This is a genomic window from Acetobacter malorum (assembly GCF_001580615.1).
Classification (GTDB): Bacteria; Pseudomonadota; Alphaproteobacteria; order Acetobacterales; family Acetobacteraceae; genus Acetobacter; species Acetobacter malorum.
On the sequence record NZ_LHZC01000055.1, the window covers coordinates 62552 to 81726 of the forward strand.

Annotated in this window: 13 protein-coding genes; 2 read left to right on the forward strand and 11 right to left on the reverse strand. The window is 58.7% G+C overall.

Annotated features, from left to right (window positions below; all coding sequences use genetic code 11):
- Positions 1–11: 11 nt before the first annotated feature.
- Entirely contained in the window at positions 12–2147 is a 2136-nt protein-coding gene (locus AD930_RS13130) for a M3 family metallopeptidase (protein WP_061506610.1), read from the reverse strand.
- A 367-nt stretch (positions 2148–2514) separates the two neighbouring features.
- Between AD930_RS13130 and AD930_RS13135 the strand changes: the two genes are divergently transcribed.
- Positions 2515–5457 carry a TonB-dependent receptor domain-containing protein gene (locus tag AD930_RS13135; RefSeq protein WP_244150588.1) on the forward strand — a complete coding sequence of 981 codons (2943 nt, stop codon included), beginning with the start codon at positions 2515–2517 and terminating at the stop codon, positions 5455–5457.
- A 61-nt stretch (positions 5458–5518) separates the two neighbouring features.
- Here the strand turns inward: AD930_RS13135 and AD930_RS13140 are convergent, their stop codons facing one another.
- The 7 genes from AD930_RS13140 to arfB form a co-directional block, all read right to left on the reverse strand.
- A complete protein-coding gene (locus tag AD930_RS13140) occupies positions 5519–5947 on the reverse strand; it encodes a DUF1489 family protein (protein ID WP_061506611.1) in 429 nt (142 codons plus the stop codon).
- A 218-nt stretch (positions 5948–6165) separates the two neighbouring features.
- Positions 6166–7278: a nucleoside hydrolase gene (locus AD930_RS13145; RefSeq protein ID WP_082781882.1), complete on the reverse strand. Its 1113-nt coding sequence runs from the start codon at positions 7276–7278 to the stop codon at positions 6166–6168.
- 427 nt (positions 7279–7705) lie between these two features.
- Positions 7706–8878, reverse strand: coding sequence for a radical SAM family heme chaperone HemW (gene hemW, locus AD930_RS13150; RefSeq protein ID WP_061506612.1), 1173 nt, complete (start codon positions 8876–8878; stop codon positions 7706–7708).
- Entirely contained in the window at positions 8875–10872 is a 1998-nt protein-coding gene (locus AD930_RS13155) for a potassium transporter Kup (RefSeq protein WP_061500369.1), read from the reverse strand. The genes hemW and AD930_RS13155 overlap by 4 nt, the downstream gene beginning before the upstream one ends.
- Before the next feature lie 96 nt (positions 10873–10968).
- Positions 10969–11652 (reverse strand): YggS family pyridoxal phosphate-dependent enzyme, encoded by a 684-nt coding sequence (locus AD930_RS13160; protein WP_061506613.1) that lies wholly within the window; start codon positions 11650–11652, stop codon positions 10969–10971.
- Positions 11653–11783: 131 nt separating this feature from the next.
- A complete protein-coding gene (locus tag AD930_RS13165; protein WP_244150589.1) occupies positions 11784–12818 on the reverse strand; it encodes an NAD(P)H-quinone oxidoreductase in 1035 nt (344 codons plus the stop codon).
- 98 nt (positions 12819–12916) lie between these two features.
- Positions 12917–13339 (reverse strand): alternative ribosome rescue aminoacyl-tRNA hydrolase ArfB, encoded by a 423-nt coding sequence (gene arfB / locus AD930_RS13170; RefSeq protein WP_061492241.1) that lies wholly within the window; start codon positions 13337–13339, stop codon positions 12917–12919.
- 195 nt (positions 13340–13534) lie between these two features.
- Here arfB and AD930_RS13175 point away from each other — a divergent pair, with 195 nt between their 5' ends.
- Positions 13535–15004, forward strand: coding sequence for a S41 family peptidase (locus AD930_RS13175; RefSeq protein ID WP_167375193.1), 1470 nt, complete (start codon positions 13535–13537; stop codon positions 15002–15004).
- 17 nt (positions 15005–15021) lie between these two features.
- Here the strand turns inward: AD930_RS13175 and AD930_RS13180 are convergent, their stop codons facing one another.
- The 3 genes from AD930_RS13180 to AD930_RS13190 all read right to left on the reverse strand — a co-directional run bounded on the left by AD930_RS13180 (position 15022) and on the right by AD930_RS13190 (position 19148).
- A complete protein-coding gene (locus AD930_RS13180; protein WP_061492238.1) occupies positions 15022–16671 on the reverse strand; it encodes an ABC-F family ATP-binding cassette domain-containing protein in 1650 nt (549 codons plus the stop codon).
- A 49-nt stretch (positions 16672–16720) separates the two neighbouring features.
- A complete protein-coding gene (gene dld / locus AD930_RS13185) occupies positions 16721–18442 on the reverse strand; it encodes a D-lactate dehydrogenase (protein ID WP_061506615.1) in 1722 nt (573 codons plus the stop codon).
- 133 nt (positions 18443–18575) lie between these two features.
- Complete coding sequence (locus AD930_RS13190; RefSeq protein WP_061506616.1) at positions 18576–19148, reverse strand: Dabb family protein; 573 nt, start codon at positions 19146–19148, stop codon at positions 18576–18578.
- Positions 19149–19175 lie beyond the last annotated feature (27 nt).

Consider the following 19175-nt stretch of genomic DNA (forward strand, 5'->3'; position numbering starts at 1 on the left):
AGAGCATAGCCTTAGTTTTTGGAACCGTTCAGGCCACGGAACGTCAGCATCGGGCCAATATCCGGGTCCTTGCCATAGAAGGCGCGGAACATCGGGCCATAATCCTGCGTATGGCCGCGGGAGAGGATCATGTCACGGAAGCGCTCGCCATTCTTGCGGGTCAGGCCACCATTTTTCTCGAACCACGCAAACGTGTCGTCATCCAGCATTTCCGTCCACAGATAGGCGTAATACCCGGCTGAATAGCCATTGGACCAGATGTGCAGGAAGTAGCTGGAGCGGTAGCGCGGCGGCACCAGATCTGTTTCCAGCCCCATTTTGCCCAGAGCGGATTTTTCAAACACATCCACATCCTGCTTCGGCGCATCGGCACCAAGGCTGTGCCAGTCCATGTCCAGTTCCGCCGCACTGACGACTTCACCCAGACGATAGCCCTGATTAAAGGTTGCAGCCTTCTTCAGCAGCGCCACCAGATTTTCCGGCATTGCAGCACCGGTTTTGTAATGGCGGGCATAATGGGCCAACACGGTGGCGTTCAGCGCCCAATGCTCGTTGAACTGGGAGGGGAATTCCACAAAGTCCCGCGCCACGGAGGTGCCGGAGACAATCGGGTAGGTCTGTTTGGCAAACAGGCCGTGCAGCGCATGTCCGAATTCATGGAACATGGTGGTTACGTCATCAAAGCTGATCAGAGCGGGTTCGCCCTGAGCCGGTTTGGTGAAGTTGGCGACGTTATACACAACCGGCTTGGTGCCCAGCAGAGCAGACTGCCCCACAAAGTTGGACATCCATGCGCCGCCGTTTTTGTTGTCGCGCTGGAAGTAATCGAAATAGATCAGGCCGAGTTCCGACCCGTCTTTATCGAACACTTCAAACACCATGACATCCGGGTTATAGGTCGGAATGTCCGTGCGGCGCTTGAAGGTGACGCCATACAGGCTGTTGGCGGCAAAAAACACGCCATCCTGCAGAACGGTATTCAGCTCAAAGTAGGGTTTGACCTGATTTTCATCAAAGTTGAGGCGCGCTTTGCGAACCTGACCGGCATAGTAGGGCCAGTCCCACGGCTTGAGGTCGAAAGACGCACCGCTTTTGGTGATGGTGTTCTGAATGTCAGCGGCTTCACGCTTCTGTTCCGCGGCAAGGGCCGGGACAATCTGCGCAATAAAGCTGTGGACGGCTTCCGGCGTTTTAGCCATCTGGTCCGCCAGCACATAGGCAGCATAGTTCTTGTAGCCAAACAGAGCGGCTTTCTGGGCACGCAACTGGGCGATGGTGGCAATGGTCTCACGCGTATCGCCGTCACCACCTTTTTCCACGCGGGTCCAGGACTGCTCAAACAGCGCCTGACGGGTTTCACGGTCCGTCAGGGTTTCCAGAGCCGGCTGCTGCGTGGTGTTCTGCAGCGGCAGGAGCCATTTGCCCGTCAGCTTGCGCTCGGTGGCGGCCGTCTGTGCAGCCGTAATGGCAGCAGCATCCAGACCAGCCAGCTTGGCTTTGTCAGACACAATCAGAGCGGAGGCCTTGGTGCCTGCCAGCAGCTTCTGCTGGAACACGGTTTCCAGCTTGGACAGGCGCGTGTTCAGGTCGCGCAGTTTGGCTTTGTCATCATCAGAGAGCTGAGCGCCAGCCTGCACGAAGTTCTGGTAATACACGTCCAGAACCTGCTTCTGTTCGGCATTCAGCCCCAGCGTGTCCTTACGGGCATGCAGGTACTGGATGCGTGCGAACAGTTTGGGGTTGAGGAAAATGCTGTCTTCATGCGCGGACAGTTTAGGCCCGACCACTTCCTGCACTTTATCCAGAACAGGGTTGGTGTTGGCGGAATACACACCGCTGAAGGTTTCCAGCGTGCGGTCCAGCAGGCGGCCAGAGCGTTCCATAGCGGAAATGGTGTTCTCGAATGTCGCCGGTTCGGAACTGTTGGCGATTCGCTCCATCTCTTCAGCCTGCTCGGCCATGCCCTGCTCCAAAGCGGGCTGGTAGTCCGCATCTTTGATCAGATCAAAGCGCGGGGCGTGGTAGGGCAGGGTGCTTTCTGCGGCAAACGGGTTGGACGCCGGCAGGGGGGCTGCGGTGGCGGCTGTGTTCCAGCCTGCCAGGCAGGTTGCGGCTGTCGCGGCGTACAGCCAGGGACGACGGATCATTCAGAACTCTCCTCAAAAGCCCCGGAGCGCGCGAGAGTCCCGCCGCACCTGTGGGGTAGGGTTTTCACGGTTAGGGAACATGCAAGTGGCGAGTCAAGGAAGCTCTGTGGCTTCTGGGTGACAGAAAGAATGGGTTCAAAACGATTTTTCTTTTCGGAAAGAAAATATTGAATCAAAAGATATTTTTGGTCGATTTGAGTCTGGTTTCAGAAATAAAGTGACATCGTTACGATAGTGGTGTGTTTTTGATGCCGCATATTTCGAGAAAAGGTTTTTGTATCGAAATTTAAGCGTGACACGCGCGGAGCTGTTTCTTAATTCGGAGATACTAACGTAATCAAAATGTAATATCGCGCAGGAAGCACCTATGTCCCATACTGATCGCAGAAAGAAGCGCCTGCCGCTTTCTTTCTCCCTCCTTTATGCGTTGCCGGTTTTTGCTGCTGGTGTACCTGTTCTTGCTCAGGCTGCGACAGCAACCTCTGCTACAGAAAGCACAACAACCAACACTACCGCTAAAAAGGTCACAGCGAAGAAAGTTGCCGGCACGCCCGCAACAACCTCTTCTGCTAAAACCATCCAGCAGGCTCGTGGTACCGCTGCTGGCGGGACCGAAACCGTGGAAGTGACGGGCTCCTATCTGCGTCAGGGCCGTAACACCAGCCCGAACCCGGTGCAGATCATCACGTCCCGCGAGATCCAGCAGACGGGTGTTACCAATGTGGGTGACTTCCTGCAGCGTATGCCGTCCATCGGCTCCAGCGGTCTGGGTAATGCAGACACAAACGGCGGTGACGGCGTTGGCTGTACGGATCTCCGTAACCTCGGCAGCAGCCGTGTTCTGGTGCTGGTCGATGGTAAACGTCTGACCCAGACCGGGATGAGCGGAAGCTCCTGTGTCGATATGAACACCATCCCCGTGATGGCAATTCAGTCTGTCGAAATCCTGAAAGATGGTGGTTCGGAACTGTACGGTGCTGATGCCGTGGCTGGTGTGATCAACATCAAGATGCGTCACGACCTTAATACGGGCGGTATCAACGTGCGTGGGGATATCACCCAGCGCGGTGATAACCGGACGGGCCTGATTTCCGGTTATAAAGGGTTTAATTTCGACCATGACCGCGGCAACATCACGCTTATGGGGCAGTATGACACCGTAGGCGGCGTGATGATGAAAGATCGCGCCTGGTCACGTATTGCCCAGACATCCAACGGTATGAACCCAAACTTCGGGTCCGTAATCTCTACCAGTGGAACGGTCTTCTCACCCGACGGCGTTCCGCTTTACAACGGTAACAGTGCAGGTGGTTCAAGCCCCTACAGCAAGTCCAGCCGGTATAACTACAACAAAGATACCTCGCTGCTGAATAACACGCAGAATGCAAGCCTGATGGGCGATGCCCATTATGACTTCAGCAAGCATTTTACGCTGTATTCCAACGTAATGTACAGCCACAAGACATCCTGGACACAGATGGCTCCCATCCCCGCAATGGGCAGTGTCGCTCCGTCTGATTTGCCAAACACGATATACCTGCCCACGGGTTACCCCGGTAACACAGCAGGCGATATTTATAACGATCCGAGCGACCCGGCGTACATGTATCGGCGTATATCGGAATTCGGTCCGCGTAAGTCTGAAAGCGCGGTTGACAGCCTGACCGCCAAGGTCGGTGCAAGTGGTGAAATCATCGCAGGCTGGATGTATGATGCGTCCTTCACCTTCGGTTCCACCATGTCCAGCTTCCAGACTTCTGGCGTGGGTGACTATAACAAGCTGATGCGGGAATGGGGCCTGGATGCCGTAACACCTGGCGATTCCAACTCTCTCCTGGCGTATAACCCCAATTCCTGCGTTGGTTATGCTGGCTGTGTTCAGTCAAGCGCGTTAGGTCCGCTGTCAACCCAGGCAGCGCAATATGCCAACTACACCGAGCACGATCACTCGCAGTACACCATGCGTGACTTCAATGCGCGTATCCACAATGATCACGTTGTGCACATGCCCTACAAAGGCGGTGGTGATCTTGGTATTGCTCTGGGCATGGAGCATCGTGGTGAGCAGATGAGCTACCACCCCGATCCGCTTATTGCGCAGGGCGGTTCACTGACCAACACTGTGCTGCCCACCGGTGGTGGCTTTAACGTGTCAGAAGCTTATCTTGAAGGTAACCTGACGCTGCTGCACAATGTTCCGTTTGCTAAAAACCTGTCTATCGACGGGCAGGGACGTTTCTCCAGCTACAACACCTTCGGCACGACCTATAACTGGAAAGCCGGTATCAACTGGGCACCTACCCGTGATGTGGCCTTCCGTGGCACATTGGGCACGTCCTTCCGTCAGCCCAGCGTGTCTGAGCTGTATGGTGGCACGCTCATGAGCTACAATGGCGCAAATGATCCCTGCGACATGACGCAAATCAGCAGCTATGGTGGCCGTCAGGCTACTGTCATGGCAAACTGCATGAAGCAGGGGATCAACCCTGCAAACTTCCAGCAGGGCGGTTCCGGCCAGGTGGCAACCCTGAACGGTGGTAACGCTAAACTCCAGCCGGAAATTGGCCGGACTTACACTTTTGGCGCGACCTTTACCCCGCACTGGATCCCTGGCCTGAGCACCAGTGCGTCTTTCTGGCACTACAACGTGTCTCACACCATTGGCGCACTGAGCACTCAGTATGTGCTTGATGGGTGCTACACAGGTAGTGACCCAAGCATGTGTGGCAACATCGCACGTTCATCCAGCGGCCAGATCAATACCGTCTCTGCGCTTAACGCCAATCTTGGCAGCATGACCACCAGCGGTGTGGACTGGGACCTCAGCTACCGGTTCCGCGTGACGGATGCAGACTGGTTTATGGTGGAAAACAACTTCCAGCGTCTGGTCAGCTTCAAGCAGCAGATGGTTCCTAATGGCCCGCGCTATAACTATCTGGGTTCGATCACCTATCAGCAGGGGGGCACGTCCAACCCGACTGTGCGTGACTATGCAACGCTGACCTGGCATCACAACAACTTCAGCGTAACCTACATGATGCAGTATATAAGTGGGATGCACTGGAACGATGGTACCAACACCATCTACAAATCTCAGGGCTATGGTCGCGATAAAACCCCGGCTATGGTGCTGCAGGATCTGACGTTTAACTACAACCTGAAGCGCTGGAATTTCCAGTTCGAAATTCAGAACCTGGCTGACAAGCAGCCGCCGTTCCTGGTCAATACGTCCAGCAACAGTAACGATTCCACCTATGGTGGCTGGTATGCTGGTCGTTCCTTCCTGCTGCAGGCTGGTGTGAACTTCTAAGTTTTCCGGTTTTCGGTGCTTGAAAAAACCCCTTCGTAAGAAGGGGTTTTTTTATGCCGTTTTACAGCCCCAGTAGCGTCAGCTCTTTCTGCAAATGCGGTGGCAGGTTTGAGCTTTGCGTGCCGGAAAGATCTGGCGGGGCGTCCGCAGGTTTCAGGTAGCGCCACCCCTGAAAAGGGCGCATGGCGCGGGGTTCAACCCGGATGATTTCCGGGGAGAGCAGGATGAGTGTGCCTTGGGTGCCATCTGCCCGTGTTTCTGTTTGCAGGTCCAGCACCTGCTGGCGGCACTGGATCAAACCGCTGATGACCCGATAGAGAGAGCCACCCTGCAGGATTTCCTCACTCTGGCGGGGGAAGGTGCGGGTATGCACCACCGGCAGGCGCGCGCTGTGGTACGGGTGCTGCCGGGTGTTGTGGGGGTCTTTCTGCCGTTCCGCCAGTTCTTCAACCGAACTGACACCGACAACCAGTTTGATGAGGTTGAGCATGCTGCCAGCCTACAGCAAGTCGGGCGGATTTTGAAAATCCGGCTGGCAGCAGGGACATGAGATTCTGCCGGACGCCTTTTGCGTCAGGCGTTATAGCAGGCAGAGGCCGATTTTCCGGGACTACCGTTTATGAGGTGACGGTTAGTAAAAGCCATCAGGAAAGTCCGTCTGGCAGAGGACGCTTGCGTATGGCCCCTGCCAGCGGGAAGGAAAGGGTTTTACAAGCCCTGCGCCTGTTTCACGAAGTTTTCCTGAAACTTTTCAGCGTCAATTTTCTGCACCAGTGTCACTTCCCGCACGCCCATGGCGACCGGGGCCAGATTTTTGGGCCAGACATGGGCGTGGCCATAGCTGTAGCCCTTGGCGGTTTCCACATCCATATAGGCTTTGACGGACTGTTTCACGAGGGACGGATCAGCCGCAATGGCAGCAGCCATTTCATCCCACAGCGGCAGCGGGGAGAAATTGCGGCTCATATAGCTGGTCACCGGTGTGTTCTTGCTGGCAATGCGCGCCATGTAGGGCTTGGTCATCATGATGTCGTTAGAGACATTCCCCACCACGGTGATGGACGGCCACGCAGCGGTCAGGGTGATGTGGGCGGCTTCCGGGTCAAAAATCATGTTGAAATCAGACGCGAAATTCGCACTGCCGGTGATGGACATCATGCTGGTGTCAATCAGCCCACCCATGAACACCAGTTGCTTGGCGGTGGCGGCAAAGGTCGGGTCCAGACGGATGGCCAGTGCCAGATTGGTCATGGGGCCAGCTTCAAAAATTGTGACCTGATGCGGGTGCGCATGCACCATGCGGATCAGGAACATGGCCGCCGGTTCTGCAATGGCCGGGGTTTTGGGCGCACCTTCTGTAAATTTGGGCAGCGGCGGCTGGACGGAGGGCACATTGTCCATGGAGCTGGGGCCACCCCATGCACCTTTCCACGGAATGGCACCATACTGCTTCTCACGCAGGCGCATGAGTTCCACGCTGTTAATCAGCGGATAGACTGCCCCATCGGCGACCGGAATATCCTCATGGTGGGCAATTTCCAGAAAGCGGCGCAGGTGAGCGGATTCTGCATTTTCCCAGTCATCACCGGCACAAACAGTAAAGCCCAGAACCTTAACGTGCGGGTTGGCCAGCAGCGGGATGGTGGACTGGATGTCTGACCCGCCCGGGCCGAGAAAATCGTTGTCTTCAATCACCAGTTCCGGGGCGTCGGCTTTTTCGTCCGCACGGGCGTGGGGGGCGGCGCACAGCACGGCCAGCGTTGCGGCAAGGGCGGAAGTCAGCCGCAGAAGGGGGCGATGGGTGGGGGGACGCTGACGCATGAAAAGCCTCGGTTGGTTAAAAAGAGCACCCGGGTGGGTAACATGCCGCAAGCGTATCGTTAAATGGAATGGGAAGGGAATATGGCTATGTAAAAATTTAATCCGCAGCGGATAAAGGTCGGGTATTTTAAACCGTTGCCACATGTTCCGTGGATGGCGCGGCAGGCTCAGGGATTATTATGGGACTTGAAAATGTGGAAAATTATTGCATCATTATAATGATTTAATGGGATTATAGAGAATGATAAATTCCAGATATAAATGGTCTTTGGTTCTTCTTGTTTTTTGTCTGCTTTCTGTGATTTTTATCATCATCTGTGAAACCTATAAATGCATTTATGATTTTTCTTTCTGGGGAGTTCTGGTGATAATATTATCTCAGATTATCACTGTTCATGAGTTGCAGTGTAAAAAACAGCAGAGCAGTTTACAGCACTAATGCACCCAGCAGGGCTTCCAACCGCAGGCGGCCTTCCGGGGTGGCGCGGAGGGTTTCGGCAGTTTGCTCCAGATAGCCTTCTTCAAGTGCTGCTTCCAGAATAATCGGGTCCAGCGCATCTTGCAGGCTCAGGCCGGTGCGGGCGGTAAAGCGGTGGGCGTTTATGCCTTCTGTGACGCGCAGGCCCATCAGCAGCATTTCCCGCGCGCGGTCCGTTGGGTCCAGCGCGTCCTGCGAGGTCTGGCCGGTGCCGGTGCGTTCTACCAGATCGGCCCAGGGTTCCGGCGCACGGTGGCGGCGGGTGGCAAACAGGGCGTCACCTTGCGTGATGCGTCCATGTGCGCCGGGGCCGAGGCCCAGATAATCGCCATAGCGCCAGTAAGTCAGATTATGGCGGCTTTCACTGCCGGGGCGGGCGTAATTGGAGACTTCATAGCCTGCCAGCCCGTGGCGTGCGGTGACCTCACTCGTTTCCTGATAGAGTCGGGCGGCGGTGTCTTCATCCGGTAGTGTGAACGCGCCGGTGCGATACAGGGCTTCAAACTTTGTGCCGGGCTCAATGGTCAGCTGATAAAGGGACACATGGTCCGCCACCAGACTGAGTGCGGTATCCAGTTCCGCCTGCCAGTCAGCCAGTGTCTGGCCGGGGCGGGCGTAAATCAGGTCAAACGTAATGCGGGGGAACAAACCGCGCGCAATTTCCAGCGCGGCGAGGGCCTGTTGAGCCGAATGTTCCCGGCCCAAAAATTTGAGCGAGGCATCATCCAGCGCCTGAATACCCAGAGAAACCCGGTTCACCCCCGCCTGCCGGAAGGCGCTCAGGCGACCGGATTCTACGCTGGTGGGGTTGGCTTCCAGCGTGATTTCAAGGTTGGGCAGAGGCTCGAACAGTGTTGTGGCATCGGCAATCAGCGCGGCCACACTCTCGGGGGCCATCAGAGAGGGCGTGCCCCCGCCAAAGAAGATGGAGCCGAGTTTGCGGCGGCCCAGCCGTGCGGCCTCATGCGCCAGTTCCGTGCGCAGGGCGGCGGCAAAGCGGGCCTCAGGCATCCGTTCCCGCACGTGTGAGTTGAAGTCACAGTACGGGCATTTGGCCAGACAAAATGGCCAGTGGATGTAGAGCGCGAGAGGCTCGGCGCTGGAAGGGGCGAGGGCGGTCAGATGGCCACCTTCACGCCCAGCTGCACCACGCGATCCGGCGGAATACGGAAGAATTCCATGCTGGAGGTGGCATTGCGCGCCATGAACAGGAACAGGGACATCCGCCAGTGCGAAATGCGCGGCACGGAGGAGCGGGTAATAAGTTCGCGGGATGTGAAGTAAGAGGCCTGCAGGGCGTCAAAATCCACGCCGTTAGACTTCAGATCTTCCAGTGCGCGCGGGATGTTCGGCATTTCCATAAAGCCGTACCGCAGGATGACGCGGTAGATATTGGGGGCCAGTTCTTCCACGGCCACGCGGTGGCCACGGTCGGCTTCCGGCTGGTCAAGGTTCTGCACCGTCACAAACAAAACGTGGTCATGCAGGATCTTGTTATGGCGCAAGTTATGCAGCAGGCAGGGCGGCACAAAGTCCGGCGTGCCCGTCATGAACACGGCCATGCCCGGCACGCGGATAATGCGGGACTGCGGCAGGCGCGCAATGAAGGAGCCCATGGGCAGGCTGTCCTGCCGCTGCCGGGCTACAATCAGGCCACGGCCCTTCTTCCATGTGGTCATCATCAGGGTCAGCACACAGCCCAGCAGCACCGGCACCCAGCCGCCGTCGGGGATCTTCAGCGCGTTGGCAGCAAAGAAGGTGCTGTCCAGCGCCAGGAAGCCGCCAAACACAAGCCCCACCTGCCACACCGGCCAGTTGAAGTGCTTGCGGAACACCACAATGGCCAGAATGGAGGTGCAGATAAAGGTGCCGGTCACGGCAATGCCGTAAGCCGAGGCCAGAGCATCGGAGCTACGGAAGGCCACAACCAGCAGCACGGCCCCCACGGCCAGAAAGCGGTTGAAGTCCGGCAGATAGATCTGGCCTTCCTCTTCCGCATTGGTGTGGGTAATGCGCAGACGCGGCATGTAGCCAAGCTGGATAAGCTGGCGGCAGATGGAGAAGCCGCCGGAGATCCCGGCCTGACTGGCAATAACGGTGGCGAAGGTGGAAAGCACCACCATCGGCCCCTGCATCCAGTGCGGGCACATCAGGAAGAACGGGTTCACCAGCGCTTTGGGGTCAGCAATGACCAGCGCGGCCTGCCCAAAATAGTTCAGCACCAGCATGGGCAGCACAAAGAACAGCCACGCGTAGCGGATGGGCGCGCGGCCAAAATGGCCCATATCGGCATACAGCGCCTCCGCCCCGGTGACGCACAGCACCACAGAGCCAAGGGCGAGGAACGAGAGCCTGCCGTGGTAGAACACAAATTCCAGCGCATAAGTGGGGGAAAGCGCCATCAAAACCCCGGGGTGGTGCAGGATCTGCACAACGCCCAGTGCCCCCAGCGTGCCAAACCACAGCAGCATGACCGGCCCGAAAATGGTTCCGACCTTGCCTGTGCCAATCCACTGCACGCTGAACAGACTGATAATGACCAGAATGGCGATGGGGATCACAAAGTCATGCGCAGCAGGCACGCTGACTTCCACCCCTTCAATGGCTGAAAGCACGGAAATGGCCGGGGTAATAATGCCATCCCCAAAGAAGAGACAGGCCCCGACAATGCCCACCAGCCCAAGTGCCCATCGGGTCTTAGGGTTGGTCGCCATACGCTGGGCGAGGGACATGATGGCCAGAATGCCGCCCTCGCCATTATGGTCGGCGCGCATAATCAGGATGACGTATTTGACCGTCACGATGAGGATCAGCGTCCAGAAAATAAGACTGGCGACCCCCATAATTTCCCATGGGGCGACGCTATGGTGCCCGGAAATCACTTCCACTGTGGAGCGGAAGGCATAAAGCGGGCTGGTCCCGATATCCCCATACACAACGCCCAGCACACCCAGCAGAGCAGCAAAGCCCACGGGGGCAGCCGCATGTTGCGGGTGGTCAGCGTCAAATTCCGTAATCTGTGGCTTTTCAGCGTGCGCTGGAGCGGGTTGTGCCGCGGCGTGGGGTTGGGTGCCAGACTGCGGGTCTGTTCCGGGGGTTTTAGCAGGGTCTGTCATGTCAGTTCTGGCTCCACGTCGCTCGTGGGAAAATGTGTCCCGGCGTTTGCATAGGGGGTCTGGCCGGGGAATTGCAAGTTATCTGGCATCCGCCCGTCAGGCGGTGGGTGGACGCGGGCCAAAAATAGCTGTGCCCACGCGCACCAGTGTCGCGCCCTCGGCAATGGCAATCGGGTAATCGGCGGACATGCCCATGGAGAGCACGGGCAGGCCGTGCGTCTGCGCCATGCTGCGCAGCAGGCGGAAATGCGGGGCGGGGTCCTGCTCCGCTGGCGGGATGCACATCAGCCCCCGCAAACTGGCACCAAAGCGCTGGCGGCAGGTGCGGATAAAGCTGTCAGCCTCTTCCTTCGGCACGCCAAATTTCTGCGGCTCATCCCCGGTGTTCACTTCAATCAGCAGTTCCGGCATCCGGCCCACGCTGTCCGCTGCGCGGGCGAGGGCATCGGCAAGGGCCGGGCGATCGAGGCTTTCAATCATATCGGCTATGCGTACGGCGTCTTTGGCCTTGTTGGTTTGCAGGCCGCCAATCAGATGCAGGCGCAGCGCCGGGTTGTGCTCCCGCAGGGGCGGGAACTTGGCGGCGGCTTCCTGCACGCGGTTTTCCCCAAACACCGTCTGGCCTGCGGTAATGGCCTCCTGCACGCTGCTGGCAGGGTGGAATTTGGAGACCGCCACCAGAGTGACAGAGGCAGGGTCTCGCCCGGCATCCTGCGCTGCTGCGGTGATGCGGGCGCGGACATCAGCAAGCCTGTCCGCAAGAGAGGAAGATGGGGCCATAAAAAACGAAGCTTCTCAAAGAGAGGGATCAGATCTCTTCTTGTAGCGAAAAAAGCCCCATGAGGGGAATGGCCGTGCGGGCATGGCTCCATGAGCAGGGCCGCCCTGCCCGCGTAACAGGCTCCCGCGCATCAGGCTTTTGGGTCGGGCACCAGAATGATGCGGCCCAGATGTTTGTTGTCTTCCATCATCTGGTGGGCTTCTGCGGCTTTGGAGAAAGGCAGGACGGTATCAATCCGGGGGCGGATGGTGCCACTGGCCAGCAGTGGCCAAACCTGTGCGTGCAATTCCCGCGCAATACGCGCTTTGGTTGCAGTATCCCGCCCGCGAAGGGTGCTACCGGTGACGATCAGCCGTCGGGTCATGATGCGCGCCAGATCCGCCTGTTCCGCCTTGGCCCCGCCTTGCAGCGCGATGATCACCAGCCGCCCGTCCAAGGCCAGACTTTTGATGTTGCGGTCAAAATACGCGCCGCCGATCATATCCAGAATGAGGTTGACGCCATTGCCATCCGTCAGCTCCCGCAGGCGGGCGGCAAAATCTTCCTCATGGTAGTTGATGGCAATGGCCCCGAGCTTTTCACACAGGGCGCATTTTTCCGCATTCCCTGCCGTAACGTAGGGAATGGCCCCAAAGGCCCGCACAAGCTGGATGGCCGTAACCCCAATGCCGCTGCTGCCGCCGTGGATCAGCACGCGCTGCCCCACAGCCGGAGGGGCGGGCATGAACAGGTTGGACCACACTGTAAAAAAGGTTTCCGGCAGGGATGCGGCCTGCACGGCATCATACCCTTTGGGCCAGGGCAGACATTGCCCCGCAGGCACCAGACAATACTCCGCATAGCCCCCGCCATTGGTCAGCGCGCAGACGGCGCTGCCAATTTCAGGCATGGGGGTGCCTTCCAGCGGCGCACCACAGCCCACAATCTCGCCGGCAATTTCCAGCCCAAGGCGCGGGTTGGCGCCGGGCGGCGGAGGGTAAACCCCGGCGCGCTGCATCAGGTCTGGCCGGTTTACGCCTGCGGCCTGCACGCGCACCAGCACCTCGCCCCGCCCCGGTTGCGGGATGGGGAGTGTTTCACAATGCAGCACGTCCGGCCCACCCGGCTCTGTGAAGCAGATGGCCGTCATGGTGCTGGACTGAGTGGGGCGGTGGGAAGCTGTCATCAATGCGCCTCGCGGAGAAAAACCGTGAGGCGGCATGAAGCCCGATTTCTCAATCCGGCAAAAGAGGGGGGCACTTCACGTCTGGGATAGGCGGGGGGTTAATCGTCAAATTTCTTACTGCGGCCCTGCTTGATGCTGGAGCGGCGGGATTTGCCATCCAGCCGCCGCTGGCGTGCGCCTTTGCTGGGACGGGTGGGCACACGGTAGGCCTGTTTATGCGCGGCCTGCCGGATGAGTTCGGCCAGACGCTGGGTGGCGTCCTCCCGGTTCTGCTGCTGGGTGCGGTAATTGCGGGCGGTAATGACAATCACTCCGTCTCGCGTGGCGCGGCTGCCAGCCAGCGTAAGCAGACGCGTGCGCACCCGCTCGGGCAGGGAAGGCGAGTTGGCGGCATCAAACCGTAACTGCGCAGCGGTGGCGACCTTGTTCACATTCTGGCCGCCGGGGCCGGACGCCAGAATGTAAGTAAAGGAGAGTTCCGCGTCATCCAGAGCAAGGGTGGGAGTGATGGCAATCTGCATCCGACTTTCTTAGTGGTTTTGGGGGAGGCTGTCAGGTCGGCGTGCTGAAAACATCTGAAAGCTCTGTTTTGGGACAAAGGGTCGGATGATCCCCCACGCTGTCTGTTGCTTAGTGGCGTCTTTTCGTTAACGTAATGGCCAGCGGGAGGACGCGTGCTACGCCGTCGCCTGATGTGTCGTATCGGGGAGGGGGCAATGCGTAATCACGTTTGGGGAGTGCTGGTGATGAGTGTGGGGGTTATGTCTGCCCCATGCCATGCAACGCCCCTGTCCGATGCCTGGCATACGATTGCGGCTGAAGACAGCCGTGCAGCCCTGACGCTGATTGAGAACAACCACCCTGGTGCCGCGCCTGAGCTGGGAGATGCCACCTTTCAGGCGCGTCTCGCCCTTGCAAAGGCGCATGTGGCTCAACGGTTGCCGCGTGTGGTGGATTACCCTGCCTATGCCGCTCTTATGTCCGGCCTTGCTGCGGATTTTCAGGACGGACACATCTGGAGCAATGCGCTTGTTGGTGCCCAGATTATCAGGAGTTCCGGAATCCTGCTGGCGCGCCAGAATAATCAGTGGGTTGTGGGCGCACAGCAGACGGATCATGGCGAACCCGACGTTAAAGGACAGATCTTTCTGGGCTGCGACGGGCAGGATGCCGAGAGCTGGGCTGTGCCCCGTATTGCCCGGTTTAAGGGTGATCCTGTTCTTGAAGCCGTGCGGGCGCGTGCGGCAAGCTGGCTTTTGCTTGATGAGGGCAATCCTTTTCTGGTCCGGCCGAAACGGTGCACGTTTTCTGCGCCGGGCCATGCGCCAGAAAGTGTGGCTCTGCACTGGCAGCCTGTTCTTATGGCAAATGTCCGGGCTGCAATCGGGCAGGTTGCACAGCGCGGCGATGCCGGGCTGAAAGTGGAGCCTTTTTCAGGCGGCTGGTGGATCGGGCTGGATACGCTTGAAGACGAGGCTCAGAAGGTCGTCACACTGGTCCGGCATAATCAGGCGGCCCTGCGTGAGGCGCCGATGGTGGTGATTGATCTGCGTGGAAATGGGGGTGGAAATTCCCGATACGCGGACATCATTGCTGAACTGCTGGTGGGTGAACCGCGTTTGAAAGCCGCTCAGCCCCATTTCCCTGCCTGTTCGGGGAGTTACTGGCGTGTGTCTCCCGGCGTGCTGGCAGCCCTGCAACAGAATCTGGATCAGGCAGAAGCCAGCAGGGATGGTGTATCCATAAATTTTTACCGCCCTCTTGTGACCGACATTAAGCAGGCTCTTGCGCAGCATCGGAATTTTTCACCCGCTTTGCCCGCCTGTGCACGCCACACTCTGGCGGCGGAACAGAACGATATGCCGCAGGTCTTGCCACCGGCTGAGATGCAAGGGCGGCTGGTGCTGGTTACGGATCACACCTGTTTCAGTTCCTGCCTGATTGCGGTGGATCTTTTCCGGCGTCTGGGGGCCTTACACGTTGGGGAGACAACAGACCGTTCCAGTCGTTATATGGAGGTCAGGGAAGAGGTCATGCCGTCACAGCTACGCGCGGTTTCAACTCTTCAGAAAGTTGCCGTGGGAGCCGGGGATTTCGGCCCGTACACACCGGAAATTATTTTTCCCGGTGTGCTGAGTAACGATGCCGCTCTTAAAGCGTGGGTGGCCGCACTGCCTGCGCCTTAAGAAGACTTGCCCTGTTTTCAGGACTTTTTCTTCTTCTCTTTCTTGTCCTTTTTGTTCCGCTTTTCCTTCGCAGCGCGCTGCGAGGGGGCGGCCGTGCCGCCACGGGCGCGTTCAATCACAAAGCGGGCGTAGTCATCCATATCGCCATCAAACGGCACAATGGTGTTGTCTGCTGCCAGCCACAGGCGGTCCGCGACCAGCTCCATCAGCGAGCGATCATGGGTAATCAGCAGCACAGCCCCTTCATACGCATTGAGTGCATCCAGCAGGGCGCGGCGGCTGTCGATATCCAGATGGTTGGTCGGTTCATCCAGAATGAGCAGATGCGGGGCGGACATGGCGACCATGTTCAGCAGCAGGCGGGCGCGTTCCCCACCGGAGAGCGCTTCCACTTTGGTGCCCTGCTTTTCAAAATGGATGCCGAACTGTGCCAGCCGGGAACGGTGAGACTGGTCACTGTCCGTTGGCCGCGCTTCCCGCATGATATCCAGCGGGGTCTGCTGTGGGTCCAGCGCTTCAATCTGATGCTGATGGAACCAGCCCACTTCCAGCCGGGCCGAGCGGGACACGCGGCCTGACCGCGCTTCCAGCGCACCCGCCACCAGCTTGGCGAAGGTGGATTTACCGGCCCCGTTCACGCCCAGCAGGCCGATGCGGTCATCCACATCCAGCCGCAGATCAAGGTCTTTCAGAATGGCCGGATCATCCCCGTAACCCACTTCCACATTTTCCAGCCGCAGCAGGGGCGGAGCCAGCGGGCGCGGCGGGGAGGGCAGGATGAAGGGGGAAACCTGTGCCTCAATGGTGGTTTCAATCGGCGTCAGCTTGGCCAGACGTTTCACACGGCTCTGGGCCTGTGCGGCCTTGGCGGCGGAGGCTTTGAAGCGATCCACGAAGGATTGCAGATGCGCGCGTTCGGCTTCCTGCTTGGCGCGGGTGGCACTTTGCAGGCGGATTTTTTCAGCTCGCTGATGCTCAAAGGAATCATAGCCGCCGGTATAGAGTTCCAGCTTGCCTTCCGTGACATGCAGCGTGAAATCCACTGAGTTGTTCAGCAGTTCACGGTCATGGCTGATAATCAGGGCGCAATGCGGATAGCGTTCCAGCCGGGCTTCCAGCCAGAGTGCGCCTTCAAGGTCCAGATAGTTGGTCGGTTCATCCAGCAGCAGCAGGTCAGGCTCGGAGAACAGGGCGGCGGCCAGTGCCACACGCATCCGCCAGCCACCGGAGAATTCCGCCATCGGGCGGTCCAGATCCTCGGTGGAGAAGCCAAGGCCGTTCAGAATTTCTGCTGCGCGGGAGGGGGCGCTGTCGGCATCAATTTCAATCAGCCGCATCCAGATATCGCCCATGCGCTCCGGCTCAGCTGTTTCCAGCTCGGCCATCAGCGTGGCGCGTTCCAGATCGGCTGCCAGAATGGTTTCCAGCAAGGTGACATCCGTGGCCGGATGTTCCTGATCCACCGCTGCAATGCGGGCGGCCTTGGGGATGGAAATTTCACCGGAATCCGGCTGCAACTCGCCTTTAATCAGCTTGAACAGCGTGGATTTGCCAACCCCGTTCCGCCCCACAAGAGAGACCTTGGAGGGGTTGGGCAGGCTGACGCTGGCACGATTAAAAAACTGGCGTCCCCATGCGTTGAACACGAGGCTGTCGATCTGGAGCATAAAGCGAGAGGTCCGGTAACAGGAAAGGGCCGGACCTCTCTATCGCGTTTTAGACGCTCTCCGCCACCCAGTTCTTCTTTTTAGTGGCCAGACCAATGCCGGGGTTCATGCAGTTGCAGGGGTCCAGCTCCCGGTAATGCGCCAGCATGACATCGGGAGCCTGATAGAGATGGCCCACATTATGTTCCGCCGGGTAGCGCGCGCCCCGCTGGTCCAGACCGGGGAGCATGCTGTGCTCCACGTCCATGGCGTTGTAGCCTTTTTTGATGACGTAATCCTGATGCATCACATGGCACAGGAAGTGGCCGTAATAGAGTTTGACGATAATCTTGTCTTCAATCTCTTTCGGCAGTTTTTCAAACCAGTTGCGGTCGTTCCGGCGCAGGGCGACGTCCAGCGCCACAATGTCTTCCGCCTCACGGTGATGCACGGCGCGGTAGCGCACGGCAGCCCCCGCAGCGGCAAAGCGATGCAGGAAGGCGCGGGTGCCTTCATCGGGCGTGCATTCAAAAAATTCACCGGTCGCCTTGCTGAAGAACTGCTCCAGATAGGCCTTCATCGGGCCTGCCAGCGTGGCGGAGGTTTTCAGCATCAGGTGGTGTTCAAACTTGTCCCGATACTCCAGCATCCGGTTGGGCAGCTGGTTGGGGATAAACACGCTGAGTGCCTGCATAATGCGGTCGCTCAGGTTTTCAGGCAGGAAGCCGAACTGTTTGGCAAAAATGTCAAACCGGGACTTCATGGCGAACATCTTCGGCAGGAATTTCGTGCCAAATTTGCGGATAACTGCAAACGTGTCCTTGCCGTATTTCTCGGCAATGTTGAACGCATCGCGGTGGATGTATTCGCCTGCAATCGGCAGTTCTTCAAACCCGGTCAGCATATGGCGGCGGAGGTCTTCCAGCTCGTCCGTGCTGTTGGAGCCGATGTAGAACACCGCCGGGTTTTTTGCGGCGGGGAAAGTGTCCAGACGCACGGCAAACACCACCAGCTTGCCCGCGCAGCCTGCGGCTTCATGCCAGCGGGCCGGGTCTGCGTTAAAGCGGGCGGGGGTGTCCGCATCCACATCACGCACGTGGGTGATGTAGTTGTTGTCATGCCCGCGGCCTGCATCCCAGTCGATGTCCGCATCGGAGAAGGTGCCAGCCTGTAGCTTGTTCAGAATGGCTTCAGGGTCATTCCCCAGCTGGATGCCCAGATGGTTGACGAGCTGGAGCTTGCCGTCTTCCCCCACCTGACCAAACACGGCCATTTCCGTATAGGCCGGGCCACGCTGCACCAGCGCACCGCCCGAGTTGTTGCTGATGCCGCCCAGAACGGACGCCCCAATGCAGGATGAGCCGATAACGGAATGCGGTTCCCGCCCAATGGCGCCCAGCATGCCTTCCAGCTCATACAGCGTGGCGCCGGGCAGGCAGACAACCTGCTTGCCGCCGCCAATCATATGGGCACCGGTCAGCCGGAGGGTGCTGATGAGCACGATCTCACGGTCATAATCATTGCCATCCGGCGTGGAGCCACCTGTCAGGCCGGTATTGGCGGCCTGCATGATGATAATCTTGCCCGCATCCACACAGGCCTGCGCCACCCGCCACAGTTCCACCAGCGTGCCGGGCTGCACCACAGCCAGCACCTTGCCCGCGCCAAAGCGGAAGCCGTGCCGGAAGCGGTAGGTTTCGGCCTCGCTGGTCAGCACGCGGCTGTGTCCGGCAATGTCCTTCAGGCGGCCCAGAAGAGACTGGTTCGCCGGGGTCTGGGCTGGGGCGGTCATAAGGAAGTGGCTCCGTCTGGATAAGGCTTAAAAAAGAATGAGGTGTTATAACACTGTTCTCTGGCCATGCCAGATCACAGATATGCGTTTGCGTTGGTGCGGCCTCCCGTTCCATGCGGGAAAGGCCCGCACATCAGAGGGCTGCCGGTGCCGTGGGGGTGAAGTCGAACACCACGACCTTGGCCAAATACGGTCCGGCAAAGGTTTTGAAGGCATCATGTGCTGGGTCAAAGTGCCCTGCCTCGGTGACAATCGGGCGCCCGACGTAAAAGTTCCTGTCCCCTTCAGACTGGAAGGTAACCAGATACCCCTGCTCCAGCCCGAGGTCGGAATTTTCTCCGCTGTTCTGCGCCCCTGTCTCAATGGACGTCACAACCGTCTTGCCATCCGCCCTGCGGGAGAGGGTGGTGAGGGCCACAAAGCGCCGCGTAACCTCCGCGCGCTGTGCCGCTGTCGTGCCGGGGCGGAAGGTGAACATCACCATATGGCGCACCACACCGAGCTTGTAGTCCGGAGCGGTAAAGCGCGCAGCCCCGACGGATTTTAGCTCGGCCCGCACAGCCCGAGCGGCAGCATCCAGAGCGGGCGTGGTGGCAGGCGTGGTTTTGTGGGCGGGGGCGCTCAGGGCAGGGGCTGCCAGCCCAAGAGCCAGAGCAGTCGGGGCACTGGCCCGTAGCAGGGTTTTCAGAAACGCGGGCAGAGACATAAAGGGTTCTCCTGACTTAAATTTATC

Excerpts from the sequence above, each read along its gene's own strand:
- AD930_RS13130 (WP_061506610.1), bottom strand. The coding sequence starts at position 2,147 with ATGATCCGTCGTCCCTGGCTGTACGCCGCGACAGCCGCAACCTGCCTG.
- AD930_RS13135 (WP_244150588.1), top strand. The coding sequence starts at position 2,515 with ATGTCCCATACTGATCGCAGAAAGAAGCGCCTGCCGCTTTCTTTCTCC.
- AD930_RS13140 (WP_061506611.1), bottom strand. The coding sequence starts at position 5,947 with ATGCTCAACCTCATCAAACTGGTTGTCGGTGTCAGTTCGGTTGAAGAA.
- AD930_RS13145 (WP_082781882.1), bottom strand. The coding sequence starts at position 7,278 with ATGCGTCAGCGTCCCCCCACCCATCGCCCCCTTCTGCGGCTGACTTCC.
- AD930_RS13155 (WP_061500369.1), bottom strand. The coding sequence starts at position 10,872 with ATGACAGACCCTGCTAAAACCCCCGGAACAGACCCGCAGTCTGGCACC.
- AD930_RS13160 (WP_061506613.1), bottom strand. The coding sequence starts at position 11,652 with ATGGCCCCATCTTCCTCTCTTGCGGACAGGCTTGCTGATGTCCGCGCC.
- AD930_RS13165 (WP_244150589.1), bottom strand. The coding sequence starts at position 12,818 with ATGACAGCTTCCCACCGCCCCACTCAGTCCAGCACCATGACGGCCATC.
- arfB (WP_061492241.1), bottom strand. The coding sequence starts at position 13,339 with ATGCAGATTGCCATCACTCCCACCCTTGCTCTGGATGACGCGGAACTC.
- AD930_RS13175 (WP_167375193.1), top strand. The coding sequence starts at position 13,535 with ATGCGTAATCACGTTTGGGGAGTGCTGGTGATGAGTGTGGGGGTTATG.
- AD930_RS13180 (WP_061492238.1), bottom strand. The coding sequence starts at position 16,671 with ATGCTCCAGATCGACAGCCTCGTGTTCAACGCATGGGGACGCCAGTTT.
- dld (WP_061506615.1), bottom strand. The coding sequence starts at position 18,442 with ATGACCGCCCCAGCCCAGACCCCGGCGAACCAGTCTCTTCTGGGCCGC.
- AD930_RS13190 (WP_061506616.1), bottom strand. The coding sequence starts at position 19,148 with ATGTCTCTGCCCGCGTTTCTGAAAACCCTGCTACGGGCCAGTGCCCCG.